Below are 23,724 nucleotides of genomic sequence, written 5' to 3'. Positions count from 1 at the left end.
GCGGTGACCTGATCCACTCTCCATTTCTACCCCAGGCAGCCTGGCCCGAGGAGTGCTTTGAGGTCGCCCATGAGCGCGGACGAGGGGGCCACCCGATAGTTGTCATCGAGCTTGAGGGTGGTGATGCGGTCCCCGGCGAGGAGCCGCACATGCACGTCGGCGCTGCCCGGGTGACGGGTGAGGACTTGCTTGAGCGCGCCCACCTTGTCGGGCGTGCAAAGGCGGGTCGGCATGGTCAGCGCGATGGGCTGAGCGACGCCCACGTCGGAGAGGTCGGGGACGACGAGATCGTTGGCGATGATGGACAGCCGGTCATCCTGGCGCTTGAGCCGCCCCTTGACAAGCACGATGGCGTCCTCGGTGACGTCCATGCCGTAGAGGGAGTAGGACTGCGGGAAGAACATGATCTCGATGCCACCTTCGAGATCCTCGAGCTGGGCGGCGGCCCAGGGCTGGCCGTTCTTGTTGACGCGCCGGGTGACCGAGGCGAAGATTCCGCCCACAGTGACCTGCGCGCCATCCTTGATGGTGCCGTCGAGGATAGCGGTGATCTGGGTGTCGGTCTGCGCGGCGAGCAAGTGCTCGATGCCATTGAGCGGATGGCCGGAGACGTAGAGGCCGAGCATCTCGCGCTCGAGAGCGAGACGGTGCTTGGTGTCCCATTCCTCGTCGGGGACCTTGACCTCGAACACACTGGTGACGTCCTCCGCATCGTCGCCACCGAAGAGGTCGAACTGGCCCATGGCCTGCGCCTTCTTGGTGCTCATGACGGCGTCGACGGCATCGGAGTGGATGTGCACGAGCCCCTTTCGGGGATGCTCCATGGAGTCGAACGCGCCGGCCTTGATGAGCGATTCGATGGCCTTCTTGCCGCACGCGGCGGCGTCGACCTTATTGAGGTAGTCGGAGAAGGAGGTGAAGTGCCCCTTCTCGGTGCGCCCCTCGATGATCGCGGCGACGACATTGGATCCGACGTTGCGGACGGCGCTCAGCCCGAAGCGGATGTCATCACCCACGGAGGTGAAGTTGCGCTCGGACTCGTTGACGTCCGGCGGGAGCACGGTGACGCCGATCTTGCGGCAATCGGAGAGATAGATCGCTGCCTTGTCCTTGTCATCACCGACAGAGGTAAGCAGCCCCGCCATGTACTCGGCGGGGAAGTTGGCCTTGAAGTAGGCGGTCCAGTAGGACACGAGGCCGTAGCCGGCGGCGTGGGACTTGTTGAACGCGTAGCCAGCGAACGGGAGGATGGTGTCCCACAAGGCCTTGATGGCGGCCTTGCCGAAGCCGTTGTCCTGCATTCCCTTCTCGAAGCCCTCGAACTCGGCGGCGAGCACCTCTGCCTTCTTCTTGCCCATGGCGCGGCGGAGGATGTCGGCGCGCCCGAGGGAGTAGCCCGCTACCTTCTGAGCGATCTGCATGATCTGCTCCTGGTAGACGATCAGGCCGTAGGTCTCGGACAGGATCTCCTTGAGCGGCTCCTCGAGCTCGGGATGGATCGGCTTGACGGGCTGGCGGCCGTTCTTGCGGTCGGCGTAGTCGTTGTGGGCGTTCATGCCCATCGGGCCGGGCCGGTAGAGGGCGAGCACGGCGACGATGTCCTCGAACCCGGTGGGCTGCATGCGGCGCAGCAGATCGCGCATTGCCGAGCCATCGAGCTGGAACACACCGAGGGTGTCGCCGCGGGCGAGCAGCTCGTAGGCCTTGGGGTCGTCGAGGGAGAGCGTGTCGAGATCGATGTCGATGCCACGGTTCGACTTGAGGTTGTCGATGGCATCGCCGATGACCGTGAGGTTGCGCAGCCCGAGGAAGTCCATCTTGAGCAGGCCGATGGCCTCGCAGGAGGGATAGTCCCACCCGGTGATGATCGCGCCGTCCTGCGCGCGCTTCCACAGCGGGATCGCTTCCATCAGCGGCTCGGACGACATGATGACCGCGCAGGCGTGCACGCCGGCGTTGCGGATCAGGCCCTCGAGGCCGAGGGCGGTCTCGTAGATCTGGCGCACCTCGGGATCGGTCTCGATGAGGGCGCGCACCTCCGCGGCCTCCTTGAACCGCTCGTGCTGCGGATCCATGATGCCGTGCAGCGGGATGTCCTTCGCCATGACTGGCGGCGGCAGGGCCTTGGTGATCTTGTCGGCGACGCCGTAGCCGGGCTGCCCGAGCGTCACGCGCGCGGAATCCTTGATGGCCGCCTTGGTCTTAATGGTGCCAAAGGTGATGACCTGCGCGACACGATCGCTGCCCCACCGCTCAGTCGCATAGCGCACCATCTCGCCGCGGCGGCGATCATCGAAGTCGATATCGATATCGGGCATGGAGACGCGCTCGGGGTTGAGGAACCGCTCGAACAGCAGGCCATGCGGGATCGGATCGATGTTGGTGATGCCCAGCGCGAAGGCCACCAGCGAGCCCGCCGCCGAGCCACGGCCCGGCCCCACGCGGATCCCGACCTCCTGGGCGTGCCGGATCAGATCGCCCACGACGAGGAAGTAGGCGGGAAAACCCATCTGGTTGATGACGTCGAGCTCGTACTCGGCACGCCGGGTGTAGTGTTCGGGCACACCGGACGGGAAGCGACGCTGCAGGCCCTCATGGACGCTGCGCCGCAGGAAGCTGGCCTGTGTCTCCCCCTCGGGAACGGGGAAGACGGGCATGCGGTCGCGGTGCTTCCACACCTCCTCGTACGACTCGACGCGCTCGGCGATGAGCAGCGTGTTGTCGCACGCCCCGGGCACCATGTCATCCCACGCCGCGCGCATCTGCTCGGCCGACTTGAGGAAGTAGCCGTCACCGTCGAACCGGAAGCGCGTGGGGTCACTGAGCGTCTTGCCGGTCTGCACGCACAGCAGCGCCTCATGGCTCTTGGCCTGGTCCACCGTCACGTAGTGGCAGTCATTGGTGACGATCGGGGGGATGCCGATCTTGCGCCCCACCTCGAGCAGGCCGTCGCGCACCCGCCGCTCGATGGAGATGCCGTGGTCCATCAGCTCGAGGAAGAAGTTCTCCTTGCCGAAGATCTCCTGCCACTTCGCCGCGGCCTCGAGCGCTTCCTTGTCATGACCGAGCCGCAAGCGCACCTGCACCTCGCCCGACGGGCACCCGGTCGTGGCGATGATGCCCTCGGAATACTGCGCGATCAGCTCCGCGTCCATGCGCGGCCACTTGCCGAGCTGACCCTCGATCGAGGCCAGCGAGGACAGGGTGAACAGGTTGCGCAGCCCGGTCGCGTTGCGGGCCACCATCGTCATGTGGGTGTAGGCGCCGCTGCCCGAGACATCGTCGGACTTCTGCGACGGCTCGCCCCAGCGGACCCGCTTCAGGTTGAACCGCGACTCCGGCGCCACATACGCCTCGATCCCGATGATCGGCTTGATCCCGGCCTTCGTCGCGACATTGTAGAAATCGCTCGCGCCGAACATGTTGCCGTGGTCGGTCATGCCCACCGCGGTCATGCCGAGCCGCTCCGCCTCCGCGAACAGCGGCTTGACCTTCGCCGCGCCATCGAGCATCGAGTACTCGGTGTGATTGTGCAGATGCACGAACGATCCATGCTGCGAACCAGCCACGTATGCCCCTCGGTCCCGCCGACTCCTGATGTAACGGTCCCACTCTAGGCGGGCGCACCGACACTTCGCACTCGCCTCGCCCGCCGCCCCCGGTAGCGGCGGAGCAGGTCGGTGGTGAGGATCGCCAGAGCGAGCCAGATGAGGGCGAAGCCGAGCCAGCGCGTCAGCGGCATGTCCTCGCGCAGCACGATCACTCCCCACGCCATCTGCAGGCTCGGGGTGAGATACTGCAGCATTCCCATCGTGACCAGGGGCACGCGCTGCGCGGCCCCGGCGAACAGCAGCAGCGGGATCGCGGTGACCGGTCCCGCGGCGATGAGCAGCAACGCGTGCGGAACACCACCGTCGAGGAAGCTGCCCTGTCCGTGGAGCGCGAGCCAGCCCAGCAGCATCAGCGCGAACGGGGCGGCCACGAGGGTCTCCCCGGCAACGCTCTGCCGCGGATCGATCGGAATGAGCTTCTTCATCACCCCGTAGAGGGCGAAGGAGAACGCGAGGCTCAGCGCGATGTACGGCGGGTACCCATAGTCAAGGGTCAGCACGATCACCGCGATCGCAGCGAGCCCGAGCGCCACGGCCTGGGCGCGCGAGAGCCGCTCGCGGAAGACGATCACCCCGATGAGCACGCTGACGAGCGGGTTGATGAAGTATCCGAGCGCGGTCTCCACCACCCGGCCGCTGACGACGCCGTAGATGTACATGCCCCAGTTGATGCTGATGAACAACGAGGCCGCCGCGACGAGCGCCCAGTTGCGGGCACCCATGCGCAGCAGCGCCCCGCCCTGCCCCAGGAGCAGCACCACCACCAGCATGAGCAGCATCGTCCACACGATGCGGTGCGCGAGGATCTCGACCGGGGCGGCGAACGCCAGCAGCCCGAAGAACGCGGGGAACAAGCCCCAGCAGGCGTAGGCCGAAGCCCCGAGAAGCACCCCCTTGGGATCCTGCGCGGTGGCCGCGGGAGAAGCCTCGTGGTGCACGCGGTCCATGCTCTAGCGGGCCCGCACGGCAAAGGCTCCCCAGCGCGCATCGGCGGGCAATGCCTCCACGCTCGCCACGGCCGGTCGGCCCGCTATCGCCGCTAGATCACGCAGCGGGGCGCGCACGAGAACGCCGATGATGCCCGCGGCATCAGGATCACCAGGCCCGGTACCGCGCATCACGCCGTGCTCCCGCAGCAGCGAGACACCTCGAGCGACACCATCCTGGACCACTGCTGCCGCGTCACGGCCCGGCGCGGGCGCTGGCAGGCTCACGGAAGGATCACCAGCGAGCGGGGTGCCCCCGTCAGGGCCCCCGTCAAGGATGAGACGCGAAGCCCGCGTCCCGGCCACCATCTCGATAGCGGCGGCCGCATCCACTGGTTGCTCCGGCAGCACGAGCGCCCAGCGGGCCTGCTCATCCCGCTCGATCCCGCCACCCCCATGGGGCTGAAGCGTTGCCGCCGCGCGCTGCTGGTACTCGTCGATCGGCTCGCCCGCCGACGGTCCCAGCACATCGGTCGCCACCGGTAGCGGCGGAACCGGGTTGAGCGCGCCCACCACCGCCGCCCCGCCGAGCACCACGACGAGCAGCGCCGCTGCAAGCACGGCACTCGTCGCTCGCTGCCGCATCAGTGCTCCCGCAGCACATCGAGAGCATGCTGCAGATCATCCGGGTAATCGCTAGTGATCGTCATCCACCGGCCGTCCGCCGGGTGCGCGAACTCGAGGGTGCACGCGTGCAGCCACTGCCGCTGCAGGCCAAGGCGCTGCGCAAGCCGCGGATCTGCCCCATAAGTGAGATCACCGCAGCAAGGGTGCTTGAACGCGGCGAAATGCACCCGGATCTGGTGGGTGCGCCCGGTCTCGAGATCGACGCTGAGCAAGCTCGCGGCCTGGAACGCCTCAAGGGTGTCGTAATGAGTGACGCTGTGCTTGCCGTCAGCGCGCACGGCGAACTTCCAGTCATTGCTCCCGTGCCTGCCGATCGGGGCATCGATGGTGCCGCTGCTCGGATCGGGATGGCCCTGCACCAGGGCGTGGTACTGCTTCTTCACCGTGCGTTGCTTGAACGCCCGCTTGAGCAGGCTATAGCCACGCTCGGACACCGCGACCATCATTACGCCGGAGGTGCCCACATCAAGGCGATGCACGATGCCCTGCCGCTCCGGCGGGCCCGAGGTGGAGATGCGATATCCGGCAGCAGCGAGCCCGCCCAGGACGGTGGGGCCCTTCCAGCCAACGCTTGCGTGGGCGGCCACCCCGACGGGCTTGTTGACCGCCACCAGATCACTATCGGCGTAGAGGATGGTCATGCCCTCGACGGGCTCGGGCCGGTTCTCGGGCTCCCGGCGCGGCTGTGGCAGGTGGACCTCCAGCCAGGCACCGGCATGAAGCTTGTCGGACTTGCCCGCCGCAGCGCCGTCGACAAGGACAGCGCCTTCTTCCGTCATCGTCGCGATCACCGTGCGGGACAAGCCCAGCAGGCGCGACAGGCCGGCATCGACCCGCATGCCCACGAGGCCATCGGGCACGGGCATCGAGCGCGTGTCCATCATGCGTCCTCCCCCTGTGCCCATTTCTCCTGGGCCGGCTTTTCTTGGACCGTCTTTCCTGTGGCGGCCTTTGCTGGCACGGCCTTGCTCGACCGGTGGCGCGTGCCATCTGGCTCCACGCCGATCACGGTAAGCAGCACCAGCAGGATGGCGCCACCGACGATCGCCGGGTCCGCGACATTGAACACGGGCCAGACACTGCCATCGGGCGCCAGCAGGGACAGGAAGTCCACCACATGCCCCTGGAAGCCGCCCGGCTCGCGGAACACCCGATCGACGAGGTTGCCGAGCGCGCCACCGAGGATCGCACCGAGACCGATCGCCCACGGCAGGGAGCGTATCCGACGGCTCGCCACGACGATCGCGACCGCGACCAGCAGCGTGACGGCCGACAGCAGCCAGGTCAGGTTGGTGGCCATCGAGAACGCAGCGCCCGGATTGCGATGCAGGGTCAGGTACAGCAGTCCCCCGAGAACGCGCACTGGCTCGCGATCCTCGAGGAAGCGCACGGCCAGGATCTTCGTGGCAAGGTCGAGCACGAGCACGCCGAGCCCGAGGGCGATGATGGTTCGGGCGCGGCGCGGGCTGACATGCACGGGGTCGGTGGGTTGTTCGCTCACCCCCACATCATCCACTATCGGCGCCGGATCCTTCCACGTCGCGATCGCCCGATCCCAGCGAGCGGTAGGGAATAAGCCGGTTGGTGCATTAACCTCGCATTGTGGACCCACGTTCTCCAGATCCCGACCACCCCGCGGCGCGATCACCGGTTCCCCGCGGGAACGCGCCGCGTGGCGCGGCCCTGCGCGGAGGCCGGAAGTGGGGCTCGGTGGTCGTGGGGATCGTGCTCGCGGCGACGGCCATGCTTCCCGCGGCGTGCGCGTCGGGCCAGGACGAGCCTGGTGATTCGCCTGTGGAGCGCGTCACGGTCACCTTGCCGGTGCCGCCCACCACGGTGACGTTGCTCGACCCGGGTGCCGAGCCTCGCAGTGTCCTTTCCTACCAGCTCACGCATGGCACCGAGTCCGAGCACCGTGTCACGGCACGCTCGACGATCGCACAGGTGCTCGGTGGCGACCCCGAGCAGGATTTCTCCCGCCCCGAGGTGACGCTCCCCATCACCGCGCGCATCGGCGCGAGCAATGCGATGGGCCAGAATGTGACCCTCACGGTGGGCGCCGCCACGAGCCCCGACGACAGCACCCGCGCCGCGCTCGAGGCGGCCCCCGGATCAGAGGCGACCCTGCGCATGTCGAAGAGCGGGGCGGTGCACGAGCTGACTCTCTCGCCGAGCCCGGAATCCAATGACACGGCCCGCGAGGCGCTCGAGCATGCGCTGTTCCAGACCGTCTATGGGGTCGGGGTGATGCCCAGCGATCCCGTCGGCATCGGCGCGCGGTGGCTGATCGAGCAGCCTATCGAGAGCGCCACTGACATCGTGCAATCGACGACGGTCACCCTGCGGGACCGAACCGACGACGTGCTCGTGCTCGACGTGTCAGTCAACCAGCAGCCAAGCCTCGAGTACTTCGACACACCGGGGGCCGGTCGGCTCCTGATCGACACGTTCTCGAGCAACGGATCGGGCACCATCACGATCGACCTGGAGAAGCCGCTCCCGGTATCGGGCCAGGTCGCGGTCCGCGGGGAGCAGCAATATTCCGATCCGGCGACAGGCTTCACGCTGCAGCAGCGCACAGGGATGGCCCTGACGTGGTCACAACCATGAGGGAAGCGTCGTCGCGTCCGCTATCGTCACGCCAATAGCAGCAGGCCCCGCGAAGCAATCGCGGGGCCTGCTGGTTTCAGGTACTAGGCAACATCGCGCGCTGCGATGCCTCAGGAACTCGACGTCAGCCGCAGAGATCGGTCTCGAGGGCGAACGACGTCACGAAGTTGCAGGCGTCGTCGCGGGAGAGCTTCCATTCGCCATCCTCGGCAACGAAGAGCAGGCTGCCCGTGTTGGGAGGCTGATCGGGCGAGATCTGCAGGGTGAAGTTCGCGCTCAGCGTGCACTCGTCGAGCGGGAACACGGCATCCGGCGTGTCCGGGATCTCGTACTGGATGTCGGGGTTCTTCGCGGCCTCGGCGGAAAGCTGCGACCACAGCTCGGGATCGTCGCCACCACCCTCGATGAGCATGGCCTTCTCGTCCTCCGGCACAGCTGGGTCGAGCGCCGCGTTCAGGATCTCGAGGAGCTCGGGCCCGGTGGGGGTGTCACCCTCCGGAACCTCGCACTGCGCCGCGGGTGCCGCATCGTTTGACTGCGGGGGCCCCTCGGAGGTGCCGCCGTCCTCGGATCCACATGCGGTCAGCATCAGCGCTGGCGCGGCAATGCCCGCGACCATGATGTTTCGCAATTTCAATGCAGTGTCCTTCGCATCTCGTCTCAGGTCTACCGCCTAGGTGCGCACACCGAGCGGTGACACGGTCTGGCTCCCGCTCGATACTACTGGGTGGGCAGCCCAGTTCCATGCCGTACCACGGGTATCCACACGCGATTCTTACTTTTTGCCTTACGCGGCCAGGGAGGCCGGGACAAGCCTGCCCCGCCTACCCTGCTAGCTGGTCCTGGTGATCAGTGCCCACGCGCCATCACCGATATCGCGATGGCTGCCGGGCTCGAGGTCCGCCGCATCGATGATTCCCAGCCCAGTGGCTAGGACCTCCCCCGCGATGAGGTCGCGGTGGCGCTCCGCCCAGGCCAGCCGATGCTTCGGGACAGCCAGCTCGACGGTGATGCGATCAGAGATCGCGAGATCGAGCGCCCGGCGGTATTCCTGGAGCTCGCGGATGCGGTCCTTCGCCCATCCCTCGGACTCCAGGTCCTCGGTCAGCGCGAGGTCCAGCACGACCAGTCCGGCCCCGCCCGGCAGGGCAGCGGTGGATTCCGGCTCGGCCGCGACAAGCCGCTGGGTGAACTCGCCGGGCAGCAGGGCGATCCCTGCCGCAGTGACCGTTCCGTCCGCGTTGGCGGTCCAGTCCCCGGACTTGACCGCCCGGATGACGGTCTGCACCTCCTTGCCGAGGCGGGGGCCGGCGGCGCGGGCGTTCACGGCGAGCTCGAACCTGCCATGGGTGTCGACATCGCTGGTCAGATCGATGTGCTTGACATTCACCTCGTCAGCGATGATGCCGGTGAAGGGGCGCAGGCGATCCGCGTCCTCGGTGGCGATGGTCAGGGAGGCCAGGGGCAGGCGCACCCGCAGCTTCTGGGCCTTGCGCACGCTGAGCACCGCCGAGCACACCGTTCGCGATTCGTCCATCGCCGCGACGAGCTCCGCGTCGAGGGGAACCTCGTCGGCGCCGGGCCAATCCTGCAGGTGCACCGATTCGCCACCGGTAAGGCCGCGCCAGACGACCTCGCTCATCATCGGCAGCAACGGCGCAGCGAGCCTGCAGGTCACTTCCAGCACGGTGTGGAGAGTGTCGAACGCATCCGGGTCCGCGTCCTGTCCTTCCCAGAACCGGGCGCGTGACCGTCGCACGTACCAGTTGGTGAGCGCATCGCTGAACAGGCGCAGCGCATCGCAGGCAGTGGCGATGTCGTTGGTGTCGAGCGCGTCGGTCATTACGTCACGGGTGTCGCGCAGCTTTGCGAGGATGTAGCGGTCGAGGACATTCTGCGAGCCGGTGCGCCAGGTGGCCTGCCGATCGGCGTAGAGGCGCAGGAAGCTCCAGGCGTTCCAGATGGGCAGCTGGGCCTGGCGGACGCCCTCGCGGATGCCCTGCTCGGTGACGATAAGGTTTCCGCCCCGCAGGATCGGCGAGGACATCAGGAACCAGCGCATCGCATCGGAGCCATCGCGGTCGAAGACCTCGTTGACGTCGGGATAGTTGCCCTTGGACTTGCTCATCTTCAGCCCGTCGTCGCCCAGCACGATGCCGTGCGCCACGACGGTCCGGAACGAGGGCGAGTCGAACAGGGCGGTAGCGAGGACATGGAGGGTGTAGAACCAGCCGCGGGTCTGCCCGTTGTACTCGACGATGAAGTCACCCGGGTAGTGGCTCTCGAACCACTCGCGGTTCTCGAACGGGTAGTGCACCTGGGCGAACGGCATCGAGCCGGACTCGAACCAGCAGTCGAGGACCTCCGGCACGCGGCGCATCATGGACTTGCCCGTGGGATCGTCCGGGTTGGGGCGGACGAGCTCGTCGATCTGGGGCCGGTGCAGGTCCTTCGGGCGCACGCCGAAGTCACGCTCGAGCTCGTCGAGCGAGCCATAGACGTCGATGCGCGGATAGGCCGGGTCGTCGGATCGCCATACCGGGATAGGGCTGCCCCAGTAGCGGCTGCGGCTGATCGACCAGTCGCGCGCGCCCTCCAGCCACTTCCCGAACTGTCCATCGCGGATGTGCTCGGGCACCCAGGTGATCTGCTTGTTCAGCTCGACCATGCGGTCCCGGATCGCGGGCACGTCAACGAACCAGGACGAGACGGCCTTCTGCATCAGCGGGGTATTGCAGCGCCAGCAATGCGGGTAGGGGTGGTCGTAGGTCTCGTGGCGCAGCAGGATCCCGGCGTTCTTCAGGTCCGTGATGATCGGCTTGTTGGCCTCGAACACTTGCAGCCCGGCGTAGGCCGGCACCTCGCTGGTGAACTCGCCGCGCTCGTTGACCGGCACGACGACCTCGATGCCCGCGGCATCGGTGATCAGCTTGTCGTCCTCGCCGAACGCGGGCGCCATGTGGACGATACCGGTGCCGTCGCTGGTGGTCACGTAGTCGGCGGCGACGATCTGGTGCGCGTTGGGGCGACCGACGAAGAACGAGAACGGCGGATCGTAGGTGATGCCAACGAGCTCGGCACCAGTGTGGCGGGACACGATCTCGGGGTGCTTGCCGAGCTCGCGCGCGTAGTGCGCCAGGCGGGCCTCGGCCAGCAGGTAGCGCTCGCCATCCTCCGCGCGCACCTGGACGTAGTCGATGCCCGGGTTCACCGAGATGGCGAGGTTCGACGGCAACGTCCACGGCGTGGTGGTCCAGATCAGCGCGCTAGCACCGTTGAGGATGCCGTCGCCGACGTTCGACTCGTGCAGGGGCATCGCCACGGTGACGGCGGGATCCTGCCGCATCTTGTAGACATCGTCCATCTTCGTCTCGGTGGCGCTGAGCGGGGTCTCGCAGCGCCAGCAGTACCACAGGACCCGGAATCCCTCGAAGATCAGGCCCTTGTCCCACAGCGACTGGAATGCCCACATCACCGACTCCATGTAGTCGGTATCGAGGGTCTTGTAGTCGTTGTCGAAATCGACCCAGCGAGCCTGCCTGGTCACATAGTCGCGCCACTCCTGGGTGTAGCGCAGCACCGAGGTGCGGCACGCGTCATTGAACTCGGCGATGCCCATCGAGTCGATCTCGGACTTGTGGGTGATGCCCAGCTGCTTCTCTGCCTCCACCTCAGCGGGCAGGCCATGGCAATCCCAGCCGAACCGGCGCTCGACCTTCTTGCCGCGCATGGTCTGGAAGCGGGGCACGAGGTCCTTGACGTAGCCCGTGAGCAGGTGCCCGTAGTGCGGCAACCCATTGGCGAACGGGGGCCCGTCATAGAACACGAACTCCGGGGCATCCGCGCGCTGCTCGATGCTGCGACGGAACGTGCCCTCGGCGTCCCATTGGGAAAGAACGGCCTTCTCGAGCTGGGGGAACCGCGGCGAGGCGTCCGCTGCGCCGGGATAGGCGACGACGGGGTAGGAACCTCCTGGCGCTGCTTGTCCCGCGGCGACGCTGTCGCTCGCTGTACTGTCGCTCGCCGTGCTGCTGTGGCCTGCTGTGCTTCCGGTACCGGTGTTCGACACCACTCTGCTCCTCGTGCCTGCGGCCATGCGGCCTGCATGGTGTAACCCTGGCACGGGGACGATGCGGGCATCCTGCTGCGCGCACCGCGGTACCACCCCGCTTGCGGAACGCGCGACGCGCTCCGCCTCTCTGCGTTGGCTGTGACGGGCCATCCCGTTCGGTTCTACTGGGCCGATCGATCCGCGCACGAGCGGGGTGATCAGCTGTTCTTCCGAAGGCTCCCCGGTGATCGCCGGATCAACGCCATCGCCCAGCCCGGCGCACCGCGCTCACGCACGACGGCCGGGGACGGGCTTGATGATACGGCACCCGGGCGGTTGCCTGCCACTGCCCGGGATGGCCGTGGCGCGGGCTCAGGAAGCGTTGTTGACGAGGCTGCGCTCCGCGTCCGGAGCCGCGGCGGCATCGCCCGCGGTGGACTCGCGCTGCTGCTGGTCCGCGCTTGCGCCCCGGCCCTGCTGCGCCGGCGCGCCCGCGGAGGTGAGATCCTCGAGCTGCGCCTCGAGATAGGCCTTGAGCCGCACGCGGTACTCGCGCTCGAATGTCCGCAGCTGATTGATCCGCCCCTCGAGCGTGGTGCGTTGCTCGGCGATGGATGCGAGCAGGTCGGCATGCTCCTTCTCGGACTCGGCCCGCAGCGCCTCGGCCTTCTCCGTAGCGCGCGACACGATGAGGTCGGACTTCTCCCGCGCATCGGTCACCATCGCCTCGGACTTGTCCCGGGCCTCGGTCGTCATTGCCTTGGTCTCCTCGCGAGCCCGGGTGAGCAGGGCGTCCGCTTCCTCCTGGGCATCCGAGGTGACGCGGTCCGCGACCGCTTCGGCATGATCGATGATCTTGATGGCGCGGCCGCTGGGGGATTCCCGGCTCTCGGTGGCGGACTGGGCGCCCGCGACCGATTCCTCGAGGCTCGACACACGCTCGGACAGGTGGGAGTTCTCTTCGCTGAGGCGGTTCAGCTCCTGCTCCACCAGCTCGAGAAACGCGTCGACCTCGTCCTCGTCGTAGCCCCGCTTGCCTAGCGGGGGCTTCTTGAATGCCACATTGTGCACATCCGAAGGAGTAAGACGCATCTGTTGTACCTCGCCTTCCTCGCGCTCACCGACGGGGGCACGGCACCATGCGCGAGCCCTCCCGGCACGCTCATGCCGATGATCCGGGCAATACCCTACGCGAGACTTGCGGCGAAAGCGCCGATGACATTCTGGAGGATCGAGATTGCGATCAGCAGGATCAGCACCGACAGGTCGAGGCGCACGCTACCAAGCGTCAGCGGCGGGATCATCCTGCGCAGGAAGCGGATTGGCGGATCCGTCGTCATGAAGATGAACTCAAGGATCACCACCACCGGGCCAGAGGGCCGCCAATCCCGGGCGAACATGCGAATGAACTCAACGACGACCCGCGCGATCAGCAAGAGCGAGTAGATGAACAGCAGCGTCGAGAGCACGGACAGGATCAGCACCATGCCGTCACTCTGCCTGAATTCTCCGAAGGGAACAAACCATGTGGTAGCCCGTGCGGCCCACTGTCACCGGCCCTGGTTCAGGCTGGTCTCCGCGATCCGGCGCCGGTCCTCGGCCGAGACGTCGATGTCGGCCGGGGAGAGCAGGAATACCTTCGTGGCGACCTTCTCGATGTTGCCGTTGAGCGCGAAGGCACAGCCCCCGGCGAAGTCGAGCACGCGCTTGGCATCGGCACCAGGCATGTCGTTGAGATCCATGATGACCGGCACGCCGTCCCGGAACTGCTCGCCAATGGTGCGGGCCTCGCTGAAGTCACCCGGGCGCAGAGTGGTGATCTTGGCGAGGACGCTCACGTCCTCCGCAGGTGCTGCCATGCGGCGGTCGGGCTCGCTGCGGCGCTGCGGAGCTACCGGCCGCGGGGGCTGGACGCGATCGAAGTCCTCGACCGCGGGCGGCGGCGCCATCTGCCGCATCTGGCGGGGGTCGCCGCCGAAGCGGTCGTAGGGATCGCGCTCGAAGCCACCCGGCGGGGGGAACGGGGCGGGCTCGGGACGCCGCTGCGAGGGGACGTAGGTGCCGGGCCGGTATCCGGTCGGCTCGTCGAAGCGTCCAGGCGGAAGGTCACGACGGCCGCGGCCGCGCTGATCCACGTCGTCGACGTAATCGTCCTCGTACTCCGCGGGGGGCACGAGAGCGAAGTACTCCTTGATCTTTTGCATTGCGCTCATGGATTGACCTTCCTGGGGCGACGAGGAGGCATGGCCTGGTCGATGGACGTGGCCCGGAACGGGCACCGTTCGTGATGGCGGGGGAAGCCGGTTCACCATTGATGGTTACGGCGAGGTTATCGGCCGCGGCCCTAACAATGCGGTACCGACACGCACACAAGTTGATCCATGACGTATTGCGATCGGGGCATCCGCTGACATTCCCGCCGAGAGCGTGGTAGCGAACGGGAAGCTCGCGAGGAACTGGTCGTGAACCTCCTGCAGCCTGGCGAACTCCGTCTCGGGGTCGCTGCCCAGGGGTGGCACGGCCATGAGTCCAGCGAGCTCGAGGCCGGGTAGCTCCGCGACGATCCCGCCGAGGCGATGCAGCTCGTCGAGGCTGGCACCGCCGCGCGCCGGATCGCCATCGAGGCTGACCTGCAGGCAGGCCCGCAGCACCGCGTCACGATCCCCCGCGTCGAGCGCCGTGGTCGCCGCTCGCGACAGCGCGCGCGCGAGCTTCTCGTTGTCCACGGATTGCACGACGGCTGCCCACCGGGCGACGCTGCTCGCCTTGTTGCGCTGGAGCCGACCGATCATGTGCCAGGCGATCGGCGCGCCCGGCTCGGCGAGGGCAAGCTCGTGCGCCTTCGCCTCGGCGTCCTGCGCGCGCGACTCGCCGAGCTCGGCGCACCCGAGCAATCGCAGGATCCTCGCATCGGAGGCGGGAAAGAACTTTGTCACCGGCAGCAGGTGCACGCTGCCTGCTGGTCGGCCCGCTGCGCGGCATGCCTCGGCGATGCGCGCGCGCTGGTCGTCAAGGGCAGCCGCGATCTCGCGGGCACGGGGTGTCTCGAGAATCATGCTCACGATGCGGCATCCTGCCAGATGACCGAGGCAAGCCTTCCTGCCGGAGCTCCCCGGCGGTGGCTGAACAGGTCCTCGCACTCGATCGTGCAGCGCGGGTCGCGCCGGATACGGCCGATGCCCAGCGCGGCAAGTTGCTGATGGAGCCCGTTGGGCAGGTCGAGCGAGGGTGTCCCCCACCGGGTCTCGGAGGCACTACCGGGCAACCGGGCACTGACCTCCGCGCGCATGGCGCCGGGCACCTCGTAGCACCGGCCGCATGCCCCGGGCCCCAGGTACGCCTCGATCGCTCCCGCGGTGGCCCCGAGCTCGACCATGGCGGCCACGGTTTCCCGCGCGATGCCGTCCTCGGCGCCCTTTCGCCCGGCATGCGCGGCCGCGATTATCCCGGCGGCGTGGTCAGCGAGCAGGATCGGTACGCAGTCGGCGGTCAGCACGGCCAGCGCGAGGCCGGGCACGTCAGTGACCACCGCGTCGGTACCGGGCAGGGCACCGTTCACCGGCTCTCGCACGACCTCGACATGCGTGCCATGCACCTGGTCCATCCACACGATGCGCGATGGCTCCACCCCCAGCAACAGCGAGAGACGCCGCCGGTTCTCGATCACGAGCTCCGGGGCGTCTCCCACGTGCACACCAAGGTTGAGGGATTCAAAGGGGGCTGGCGACACTCCACCGTGGCGCGTGGTGACGAGCTGGTGGATTGTCATTCGCGCTCCCCTGGTTCCGCACGGCTTTGGCCCGATTGTGCCATCTGCGTTCGCAGTGCCGCGCGGTCCCGCAGCGTCAGCGCATGAAGTCAGGGACGTCCAGATCCTCATCGTCGATGAAGCCGTCGTTGCCACGACCACGTCCCCGGCTGACCGGGACCTCATCGCGGCGTCCGGGCAGGTCGCCCCGTCGACCGCGATCAGGCACGGAGGGCAGGTCGCCGCCGAAGCGACCACCGCGGCCCGAGCCGTAGTCACGATCCCGGCCGAGATCCGCGCCGCTGCGCCGAGCTGGCTGCTCGGGCTGGCGGGCCGCGGCCTGCCGCTGCGGCTCGCGCCGCTCGTCGCGGGCACTGCGCGCCGCGGGAGCACCATCGAATCCCGCTGCGATGACCGTGATGCGCACCTCGTCGCCGAGCGAGTCATCGATGACAGTGCCAAAGATGATGTTCGCGTCGACGTGCGCGGCTTCCTCGACGAGGCTCGCCGCGTCGTGGATCTCGAACAGGCCGAGATCCGAGCCGCCAGCGATGGAGAGGAGCACGCCGTGCGCGCCGTCCATGGAGGCCTCGAGCAGCGGGGAGTTGATCGCTGCCTCGGCCGCCTTGACGGCACGGCCCTCGCCGCGGGAGGAACCGATGCCCATCAGTGCCGTGCCGGCACCGGACATCACTCCCTTGACGTCGGCGAAGTCGACGTTGATCAGGCCGGGGGTGGTGATGAGGTCGGTGATGCCCTGGACACCGTTGAGGAGCACCTCATCGGCGGAACGGAAGGCATCCATCAGGCTGACAGCCGCGTCGCCGAGCTGGAGCAGCCGGTCATTGGGGATCACGATGAGGGTGTCGCAGGTCTCGCGCAGCGCGGCGATGCCAGCCTCGGCCTGGGCACCGCGCCGCTTGCCCTCGAAGGAGAAGGGCCGGGTGACCACGCCGACGGTGAGCGCGCCGAGCTTGCGGGCGATGCTCCCGACGACGGGCGCGCCGCCTGTTCCGGTTCCACCGCCTTCACCGGCGGTGACGAAGACCATGTCAGCGCCCTTGAGCACTTCCTCGATCTCGTTCTTGTGGTCTTCGGCTGCCTTGCGACCGACCTCGGGGTCTGCTCCAGCGCCGAGTCCTCGGGTGAGTTCTCGGCCGACGTCGAGCTTGACGTCGGCATCGCTCATTAGCAGTGCTTGTGCATCCGTGTTGATGGCAATGAACTCAACTCCTTTGAGTCCTGCCTCGATCATCCGGTTGACAGCGTTGACCCCACCGCCGCCGATGCCGACGACCTTGATAACGGCGAGGTAGTTGTGCGGGGGCGTCATGGGCTCTCGCCTTCCATGTGTCTTGCTCTATCAGCGTTCTACGGGACTTTCGGCAGGAATCTTGGTATCTAACCCTAAACCTCAACCATAGGGTTAGAGTTATGTCAAGTACCTGACTGCCGGAAACGCTAGGCATCACGGATGCGCAACGCCATTAGGCGCGCCGATACCGCACAGTTATTTCTTGTTGCCGAAACCTTGTCCTCCAATGAGCGGGCAACAACGCGCCACTACTGGCACGACCAAGCCCCCGCGCGACCCTCGCGCGGGGGCTTGCAGCACCGCTCAGCGAATCACCGGCAGGCTCGGGCTCGACACGTCATATACCTGGCCCGGCTGCGTCAGCAATGCCTGGGCCACCCGCGCCTTGTACGCCGAATCCCCAGCATCACCCCAGATCACTGTCCTGTTGTCGGACAGGATCAGCTGCACATCGACCGGCGAGCCCGCGCGCACCTCCAGCACCATCCCGCGCATCTCCCCCGCCAGCGAGGCCAGCACATCCAGCGCCGCGCGCGTCGCCGGGTCATCCTTTCCGGGCTCCTCCGCCACCAAGCGCGGCAGGCCCTCCGGCGGCGGCTCCACCGCGAAAACAACACCCTCGCCGTCCATCAGGTGGGAACCGCCCGGACCATCGAAGAACACTGCCGGCACGCGCTCGACGACCTCGACGCGCAACGTCGAAGGCAGGACCCGCGAGACGCGCGCCTGCGCCACCTTCGGGATCTCCGCGACACGAGCGGCGACGTCATGAGTATCAACCTGCAGCAATGGCGTGCCAGCCGGAACACCGATCACCTCCCGCACCGCTTCCTCGGGAACCGACGGCGCGGTCTGGACCTCCACCGCGCGCACCGAGAGCAGCGAGCTGAACCATGCCACCGCGAAACCGCCCACTAGCAGACCCACGACCAGCATTCCCGCGAGAACGAACCGCCAGCGGTGCAAACCGGAGCGCACCGCTGTCACCGGCCCTCCCGGGCACCCTCGCCTGGACGCGCGTGGTTCCGCCGGGCCCGGATTCCGTCAAGGATCCCTGGGCCCAGCATCGTTACATCGCCCGCCCCCATCGTCATCACCAGGTCACCCGGCCGCGTCAATCGCGCAACCTGGGCGGGTAGCTCCGACACATCAGGCTGGTAGTGCACCGGCTTGGTGACCTGCCGCGCGATGAGCTCGCCCGTGACACCCGGCCGCGGCTCCTCGCGGGCCCCATAGACGTCGAGCACGATCACCTCGTCCGCGAGGTCGAGCGCCTGCGCGAACTCCGTAGCGAAGATCTCGGTCCGCGAGTACATGTGCGGCTGGAAGATCACGACGACCTTGCCGGTGGGGTTCTCCGGTGCCGCGGCCTTCTCCTCGGCGATCATGTCCTGCGCGGCACGCAGCACGGCCCGTACCTCGGTGGGGTGATGCGCGTAGTCGTCATACAGCCGCACGCCCGCCTCCCGGCCCACGTACTGGAAGCGGCGCCGCACTCCCCCGAAGCCCTCGAGCCCCTCGAGCACCTCGGCGGTAGGGGCACCAAGCTCGCGGGCCGCGAGCAGGGCCGCGAGCGCGTTCAGCGCCATGTGCCTGCCCGGCACAGCAAGGCGCATCACCAGAGGCTTCTCGATCCCGGCCAGGCGAACCTGTCCGATCCCGCCGCCATCGCGGGCCTCCCAGCTCAGCAGCTCGGCGCCGAGCTCCACGTCGCCGAGCGGCTCTTCGGTGGAGCCGTAGCCGATCACCCGGATGCCACGGGCTGCGGTCCGCACGGCGAACTCATGCGAGCCGGGATCCTCGATGCAGGCGACCACCACGCCACCCTCGATGACGCGGTCCGCGAACGAGTCGAAGATCTTGACGTAGGCCTCCGCGGAACCGAAGTAGTCGAGATGATCCGCCTCGACGTTGGTGACGATCGCTACCCGTGGCAGGTAGCGAAGCAAGGAGCCGTCGCTCTCGTCCGCCTCGGCGACAAAGATGCCGCCGGTGCCGTGGTGCGCGTTGGTCCCGGCCTCGTTGAGCTCGCCGCCGACCGCGAACGACGGATCAAGATGGCAATGCTGCAGCGCGACCACCAGCAGCGAAGTCGTCGACGTCTTGCCATGGGTGCCCGCGACGAGCACCGGGTCGCTGCCCTCCATCAGCTGCGCGAGCACATCGGGCCGATAGGTCGTCGGGATGCCGCGCCGCTGCGCCTCGAGCAGCTCGGGATTGTCCTTCCTGATCGCGGCCTCCGTGCTCACCACAAGCGTGGGCCCGCCCTCGAGCAGGTCGAGCGCGGTCGTGTCGTGGCCGACCCGCACCGCAGCGCCGCGGGCCCGCAGATCGAGCAGTACCCGGCTCTCCTTCGCATCCGAGCCGGAGACCTCCGCGCCCCGCGCGATCAGGATCCGTGCGATGCCCGACATGCCTGCCCCGCCGATCCCGATCATGTGGACCCGCCGGAGCTGCTCGGGCAGCTCCGCTCCAATCGATGCCGTCATCCGACCCGTCCTCTCGCAACATCCATGACAATCCGTGCGACCTCGCTGGCCGCTGATCTATGCCCCGCGCCCGCCGCGGCACGTCCCATGCGGGACAACGCGTCCGGATCGGTGAGCAGTGGTATCACCGTATCCAGCACATACTGCTTCGTGAGCTCGGCATCCTTGACGATGATCCCGCCTCCCGCCTCGGCGACGGGGCGGGCGTTGAGCTCCTGCTCCCCATTGCCGTGCGGCAGCGGCACGTACACCGCTGGCAGGCCCACCGCGGACACCTCCGCGACAGTCATGGCCCCGGACCGGCACACCACGGCATCCGCCGCGGCATAGGCAAGATCCATCCGGCTCAAGTACGGCACCGACACGTATCGCGGACCACCGCTGGATTGAGGCATATCAAGGCTGTTCTTCGGCCCATGCGCATGGAGCACGCCGATCCCGGCCGCGGCAAGCTCCGGAGCTGCCGCGGAAATGGCCTCGTTGAGGGAGCGCGCGCCCTGGGAACCACCGAACACCAGCAGCGTGGGCGCATCGGGGTCCAGCCCGAAATGCTCCCGCGCCTGCGCGCGCAGCGCGGCCCGGTCCAGCGAGGTGATCGACGAGCGCACCGGGATGCCCACGATGCGCCCGTTGGGCAGGCCCGAATCGGGGAACGCTGTCAGCACCGCCGCGGCCCGCCGGGCGCCGACCTTGTTGGCCAGGCCAGCGCTCGCGTTGGCCTCATGCACGACGATGGGGATCCTGCGGCGCCGCCGCAGGATGCCTGGCCCGGCCGCGAGGTATGCCGGAAGGGAGACGTATCCGCCGAAACCCACGACAACATGCGCCTCGGCCTGGTCCATCGCTGCGCGGGTCTGCTTGATCGCGCGCCGCACCCGCAGGGGCAGATCGATCATCTGCCGGGACGGCTTTCGCGGCAAGGGCACCGGAGGGATCAGGACGAGTGGATAGCCGCGCTGCGGCACCAGCGTTGTCTCGAGCCCCCGCGCGGTCCCGAGCGCGGTGATGCGGATGCCCGGATCGAGCTCGCGGAGAGCGTCAGCCACGGCCATGGCGGGCTCGATGTGCCCCGCGGTACCACCGCCGGCGAGCACGACCGAGAGCGTGGGCTTGCCTGTTCCGTTCACTGCGCTGATTCCTCCTCGACATCGATCACTGTTCCGCCACTAGCCGCGCGCGCGCCGCCTGCGCGGCGGTTCCCCGTAGGGGTCGATGGGGCCGTGCGGAGTCCTCCCGCCGCCGGGGTAGCGGCGTCCCTGGGGATTGCCGCTCCGCGGCACGACGGGCGCATGCCGGTAGTCAGTAGGCAGGTAGTCCCGGGGCGGGTAATCCCTGGGCAGGTAATCCCGGTGAAGATGGTCCTGGTACCGGGCTGCCCGGGCTGCTCCCCCGCGCCCGGTGGCAGGTCCTGGCTGGCGAGCACCACGGTAGGGTCCGGCGGCCGGTGGCCCCGGCTCCCACGGGGATTCCCACGGGGGGCCGTAATCGCCCGCATAAGGATCGGGGCGGCGCGGCGCGGGCCGCGGCGGGTTGTACTTCTCCGGCAGCGGCAGCCGCAGGAACAGGGGCACCCGGCTCCGCCGCGCGGCCACCTGTGCCGCAGCGATCGCCTCCGGCTCGTGCCGCGCCGCGTTGGCCATGATCCCGAGCATGAACAGCGTCAGCACCGCCGAGGTTCCCCCGGCCGAGATCAGGGGCAGCTGCAGGCCCGTCACGGGGAGCAATCCCACGACATAGCCGAGATTGATGAACGTCTGCCCGATCACCCACACCGTTGAGGTCGCGACGAACAGCCGGAGGAACGGATCCACGGAACGGGCCGCGATGCGCAGTCCCGTGTAGATGAAGAGCCCGAAGATACCGATGACCGCCGCAGCTCCCACGAAGCCGAGCTCCTCGCCGATGATCGCGAAGATGAAGTCATTGTGGGCCTCGGGGAGGAACTTCCACTTGGCTCGGCTCTGCCCCAGGCTGGTCCCGAAGAGCCCGCCGTCAGCGAGGGCGAACTGTGACTGCCGGGCCTGGTAGCTCGCCCCGAGCGGATCATCATCGGCATTGAGGAACGACGTGAGCCGCCGCGTCCGGTATCCCTCCGCGAAAGCCATGACCACCGCGATGGACAGGATGGCACCCACACCGACCACGAAGTACCCCAGCGGCAGCCCCGCGAACCACAGCAGCGCGAGCAGGATGAAGAACAGCACGACCAGCGTGGAGAAGTCAGGCTGCAATGCCACGAGGGTAAAGATGACGAGCGCACCGGGCACCAGCGGGAACAGCATGTCGCGGGAGCTACGGGTTCGCACGGCGCGCTCGCCGAGAAGCACCGCGCCCCACAGCGCGAGCGCGATCTTCGCCATCTCGGAGGGCTGGAACGCGAACCCCGCGAACTGGAACCAGCTGCGCGCGCCATTGACCGTGACACCGATCCCCGGAACGAGGACGAGAGCGAGCATGACCGTGGAGACGACGACGCCGAGGAACGCCATGCGCTTGATGAACCGCACCGGGAAGCGCAGCGCCAGGTAGAAAGCGATCCACCCGACCGTGACGAACATCAGCTGCCGGATGAACATCGAGTACGCCGACCCGGATCGGGTGTACTCGGACACGCTCGACGCGGAGAGCACCATCACGAGGCCCAGGATCGACAGCAGCGCCGAGATGGACAGGATGAGATGGAACGATGCCATCGGGCGGTTCAGCCATGCCCCGAACCTGGCGAAGATTGCACCGATCACGCCTGGCTGGCCAGCGCGCTGCGCGCTCATCAGGACCGCGCCCCCGCGGTGACTGCCTCGGCGAAGCTGCGCCCGCGATGACCGTAGTCGCGGAACATGTCGAGGGAGGCGGCGGCGGGCGCGAGCACGACGGCATCGCCACGCTGGGCGAACGCGCGCGCGGCAGCGACAGCCTGGCGCATCACCGCGTCCGCGACCGCTTCGCCGGCGTCGAGGCCAGGAATCTCGAGCGCGGGGACGGGCGCGCCGCCGGGGTTGATCAGTGTCGCCATCACAAGTCCATCGTGGCCTGCCGCGACCTCGACGACCGGAACCTCGGGGGCGTGTCGCTGTATTGACTCGATGATCGCGGCCCGATCGGCGCCCATCACGATGGCAGCAGCGAGCCGATCCCGGACCACAGGCACGAGCTCCTCGACCGATGCACCCTTGAGCAGGCCGCCAGCGATCCATACCACTCGCTCATAGGTCGTGAGCGATGCCTCCGCGGCATGGGGATTGGTGGCCTTGGAATCGTCGACGTAGCGGACCCCCGCCACGGTGGCGATGATCGCATTGCGGTGCGGCCCGGTCTCGTGCGAGCGCAAGCCCTCGGCGATAGCGCTGGCCCCGATGCCGATAGCGCGGGCGAGCGCAGCCGCAGCAAGCCCATCGAGCAGGCCCGGACGGCCATTGGGGCGCACCTCCGCGGCTGGGAGCAGCACGAGTTCGTCCGCGAACGCGCGATCAACGAGCTCGCCATCCTTGATGCCGATCTCGCCAGCGGCTGGCGCGCCCAGCCGGAACCCCACGATGCGCGCGGCTGTCGCGCGATCCACGAGTTGGCTGGCCACGGGGTCGTCGAGGCCCAGCACGCCGACATCACCGGTGACGGCCTGCAGCTTGGCGACGGTGTAGGCATCCATGCCGCCATGCCAGTCGAGGTGGTCCTCGGCGATGTTGAGGATGACGCCAGCCGTGGGCCGGATCGACGGGGCCCAGTGCAGCTGGAACGAGGAGAGCTCGATGGCGAGGACATCATTGCGCTCGCCGGGCTCGTCACCGATGCCAGCGGCGAGGGCGTCGAGCAGGGGCAATCCGATATTGCCGCAGGCGGTGCTGCGCAGGCCCGCGGCGGTCAGGATCGAGTGGACCATGGTGGTCGTCGTGGTCTTGCCGTTGGTGCCGGTGATGGCCAGCCAGGTCCGGGCGGGGCCAAGGATTCCGGACTGGTCCAGCCGCCAGGCCAGCTCGACATCGCCCCAGACTGGGATGCCGAGCCCAGTGGCACGGTCGAGCAGGGGCGCATCGGGCCGCCAGCCCGGGCTCGTCACTACCAACCGGGCACCGTCGAGCGCCGCGTCCGGAACATCGCCAGGGGTGGCAAGAAGGATGCCGGTGGCGCCGAGCGCGACGGCCGGGTCGAGGGCTTCCTGCCGGGTATCGACGATCCGCACGACCGCGCCGAGGCGCAGCAGGGCACGGACCGTGGCGAGGCCGGAGACGCCTGCTCCCGCGACAGTGACAGCCAGGCCACCGAGCTCACTGATCGAAGGCTCGCTCATGG

At 68.0% G+C, this 23,724-nt stretch carries 19 protein-coding genes; 1 reads left to right on the top strand and 18 read right to left on the bottom strand.

The window, feature by feature from the left end; translation table 11 throughout:
- Positions 1–26: 26 nt before the first annotated feature.
- Genes dnaE through lspA form a run of 5 tightly spaced genes read right to left on the bottom strand, consistent with a single transcriptional unit; the run spans position 27 to position 6,725 of the window.
- Positions 27–3,569 carry a DNA polymerase III subunit alpha gene (gene dnaE, locus QC765_RS13220; RefSeq protein ID WP_278314912.1) on the bottom strand — a complete coding sequence of 1,181 codons (3,543 nt, stop codon included), beginning with the start codon at positions 3,567–3,569 and terminating at the stop codon, positions 27–29.
- Positions 3,570–3,613: 44 nt separating this feature from the next.
- On the bottom strand, positions 3,614–4,549 hold the full coding sequence (rarD, locus tag QC765_RS13215) for an EamA family transporter RarD (RefSeq protein WP_373876754.1): 936 nt from the start codon (positions 4,547–4,549) through the stop codon (positions 3,614–3,616).
- Positions 4,550–4,561: 12 nt separating this feature from the next.
- Positions 4,562–5,182 (bottom strand): hypothetical protein, encoded by a 621-nt coding sequence (locus QC765_RS13210; RefSeq protein WP_278314911.1) that lies wholly within the window; start codon positions 5,180–5,182, stop codon positions 4,562–4,564.
- Positions 5,182–6,108, bottom strand: a complete 927-nt coding sequence (locus QC765_RS13205) for an RluA family pseudouridine synthase (RefSeq protein ID WP_278314910.1) — start codon at positions 6,106–6,108, stop codon at positions 5,182–5,184. Before QC765_RS13205 ends, QC765_RS13210 begins: the two co-directional genes overlap by 1 nt.
- Positions 6,105–6,725 carry a signal peptidase II gene (lspA, locus tag QC765_RS13200; protein ID WP_278314909.1) on the bottom strand — a complete coding sequence of 207 codons (621 nt, stop codon included), beginning with the start codon at positions 6,723–6,725 and terminating at the stop codon, positions 6,105–6,107. The genes QC765_RS13205 and lspA overlap by 4 nt, the downstream gene beginning before the upstream one ends.
- Before the next feature lie 101 nt (positions 6,726–6,826).
- Here lspA and QC765_RS13195 point away from each other — a divergent pair, with 101 nt between their 5' ends.
- Positions 6,827–7,834 (top strand): hypothetical protein, encoded by a 1,008-nt coding sequence (locus QC765_RS13195; RefSeq protein ID WP_278314908.1) that lies wholly within the window; start codon positions 6,827–6,829, stop codon positions 7,832–7,834.
- 124 nt (positions 7,835–7,958) lie between these two features.
- Here the strand turns inward: QC765_RS13195 and QC765_RS13190 are convergent, their stop codons facing one another.
- From QC765_RS13190 to murD, 13 genes are all read right to left on the bottom strand, one after another.
- Positions 7,959–8,471 carry a WKL family lipoprotein gene (locus tag QC765_RS13190; protein WP_278314907.1) on the bottom strand — a complete coding sequence of 171 codons (513 nt, stop codon included), beginning with the start codon at positions 8,469–8,471 and terminating at the stop codon, positions 7,959–7,961.
- 195 nt (positions 8,472–8,666) lie between these two features.
- The gene (gene ileS, locus QC765_RS13185; RefSeq protein ID WP_278314906.1) at positions 8,667–11,903 is read right to left on the bottom strand and encodes an isoleucine--tRNA ligase; all 3,237 of its coding nucleotides are present in this window, start codon (positions 11,901–11,903) and stop codon (positions 8,667–8,669) included.
- Between the two features lie 354 nt (positions 11,904–12,257).
- The gene (locus QC765_RS13180; RefSeq protein ID WP_278314905.1) at positions 12,258–12,977 is read right to left on the bottom strand and encodes a DivIVA domain-containing protein; all 720 of its coding nucleotides are present in this window, start codon (positions 12,975–12,977) and stop codon (positions 12,258–12,260) included.
- Positions 12,978–13,072: 95 nt separating this feature from the next.
- Positions 13,073–13,369 (bottom strand): YggT family protein, encoded by a 297-nt coding sequence (locus tag QC765_RS13175; RefSeq protein WP_278314934.1) that lies wholly within the window; start codon positions 13,367–13,369, stop codon positions 13,073–13,075.
- A 66-nt stretch (positions 13,370–13,435) separates the two neighbouring features.
- Complete coding sequence (locus QC765_RS13170) at positions 13,436–14,098, bottom strand: cell division protein SepF (RefSeq protein WP_278314904.1); 663 nt, start codon at positions 14,096–14,098, stop codon at positions 13,436–13,438.
- A gap of 105 nt (positions 14,099–14,203) precedes the next feature.
- Positions 14,204–14,941 carry a YggS family pyridoxal phosphate-dependent enzyme gene (locus QC765_RS13165; protein WP_278314933.1) on the bottom strand — a complete coding sequence of 246 codons (738 nt, stop codon included), beginning with the start codon at positions 14,939–14,941 and terminating at the stop codon, positions 14,204–14,206.
- A 2-nt stretch (positions 14,942–14,943) separates the two neighbouring features.
- Positions 14,944–15,654: a peptidoglycan editing factor PgeF gene (gene pgeF, locus QC765_RS13160; RefSeq protein WP_278314903.1), complete on the bottom strand. Its 711-nt coding sequence runs from the start codon at positions 15,652–15,654 to the stop codon at positions 14,944–14,946.
- Between the two features lie 76 nt (positions 15,655–15,730).
- Positions 15,731–16,966 carry a cell division protein FtsZ gene (ftsZ, locus tag QC765_RS13155; protein ID WP_278314902.1) on the bottom strand — a complete coding sequence of 412 codons (1,236 nt, stop codon included), beginning with the start codon at positions 16,964–16,966 and terminating at the stop codon, positions 15,731–15,733.
- Positions 16,967–17,251: 285 nt separating this feature from the next.
- Positions 17,252–17,935, bottom strand: a complete 684-nt coding sequence (locus tag QC765_RS13150) for a cell division protein FtsQ/DivIB (RefSeq protein WP_278314901.1) — start codon at positions 17,933–17,935, stop codon at positions 17,252–17,254.
- Positions 17,932–19,437, bottom strand: a complete 1,506-nt coding sequence (gene murC / locus QC765_RS13145) for a UDP-N-acetylmuramate--L-alanine ligase (RefSeq protein WP_278314900.1) — start codon at positions 19,435–19,437, stop codon at positions 17,932–17,934. The genes QC765_RS13150 and murC overlap by 4 nt, the downstream gene beginning before the upstream one ends.
- Positions 19,434–20,564 (bottom strand): undecaprenyldiphospho-muramoylpentapeptide beta-N-acetylglucosaminyltransferase, encoded by a 1,131-nt coding sequence (gene murG, locus QC765_RS13140; RefSeq protein ID WP_278314899.1) that lies wholly within the window; start codon positions 20,562–20,564, stop codon positions 19,434–19,436. Before murG ends, murC begins: the two co-directional genes overlap by 4 nt.
- Positions 20,565–20,603: 39 nt before the next feature.
- A complete protein-coding gene (gene ftsW / locus QC765_RS13135) occupies positions 20,604–22,208 on the bottom strand; it encodes a putative lipid II flippase FtsW (RefSeq protein ID WP_278314898.1) in 1,605 nt (534 codons plus the stop codon).
- Positions 22,208–23,722: a UDP-N-acetylmuramoyl-L-alanine--D-glutamate ligase gene (murD, locus tag QC765_RS13130; RefSeq protein WP_278314897.1), complete on the bottom strand. Its 1,515-nt coding sequence runs from the start codon at positions 23,720–23,722 to the stop codon at positions 22,208–22,210. The genes ftsW and murD overlap by 1 nt, the downstream gene beginning before the upstream one ends.
- Positions 23,723–23,724 lie beyond the last annotated feature (2 nt).

It is taken from the genome of Hoyosella levis (genome assembly GCF_026008515.1).
GTDB classification, from domain to species: Bacteria; Actinomycetota; Actinomycetes; order Mycobacteriales; family Mycobacteriaceae; genus Lolliginicoccus; species Lolliginicoccus levis.
The sequence above is the reverse complement of the archived record's forward strand: the minus strand, read 5'-3'. Positions and strand labels throughout refer to the sequence as shown.

Coding starts and splice junctions, on each gene's coding strand:
- QC765_RS13210 (WP_278314911.1), bottom strand. CDS start 5,182: ATGCGGCAGCGAGCGACGAGTGCCGTGCTTGCAGCGGCGCTGCTCGTC.
- QC765_RS13205 (WP_278314910.1), bottom strand. CDS start 6,108: ATGATGGACACGCGCTCGATGCCCGTGCCCGATGGCCTCGTGGGCATG.
- QC765_RS13180 (WP_278314905.1), bottom strand. CDS start 12,977: ATGCGTCTTACTCCTTCGGATGTGCACAATGTGGCATTCAAGAAGCCC.
- QC765_RS13170 (WP_278314904.1), bottom strand. CDS start 14,098: ATGAGCGCAATGCAAAAGATCAAGGAGTACTTCGCTCTCGTGCCCCCC.
- QC765_RS13165 (WP_278314933.1), bottom strand. CDS start 14,941: ATGATTCTCGAGACACCCCGTGCCCGCGAGATCGCGGCTGCCCTTGAC.
- pgeF (WP_278314903.1), bottom strand. CDS start 15,654: ATGACAATCCACCAGCTCGTCACCACGCGCCACGGTGGAGTGTCGCCA.
- ftsZ (WP_278314902.1), bottom strand. CDS start 16,966: ATGACGCCCCCGCACAACTACCTCGCCGTTATCAAGGTCGTCGGCATC.
- murC (WP_278314900.1), bottom strand. CDS start 19,437: ATGACGGCATCGATTGGAGCGGAGCTGCCCGAGCAGCTCCGGCGGGTC.
- ftsW (WP_278314898.1), bottom strand. CDS start 22,208: ATGAGCGCGCAGCGCGCTGGCCAGCCAGGCGTGATCGGTGCAATCTTC.
- murD (WP_278314897.1), bottom strand. CDS start 23,722: ATGAGCGAGCCTTCGATCAGTGAGCTCGGTGGCCTGGCTGTCACTGTC.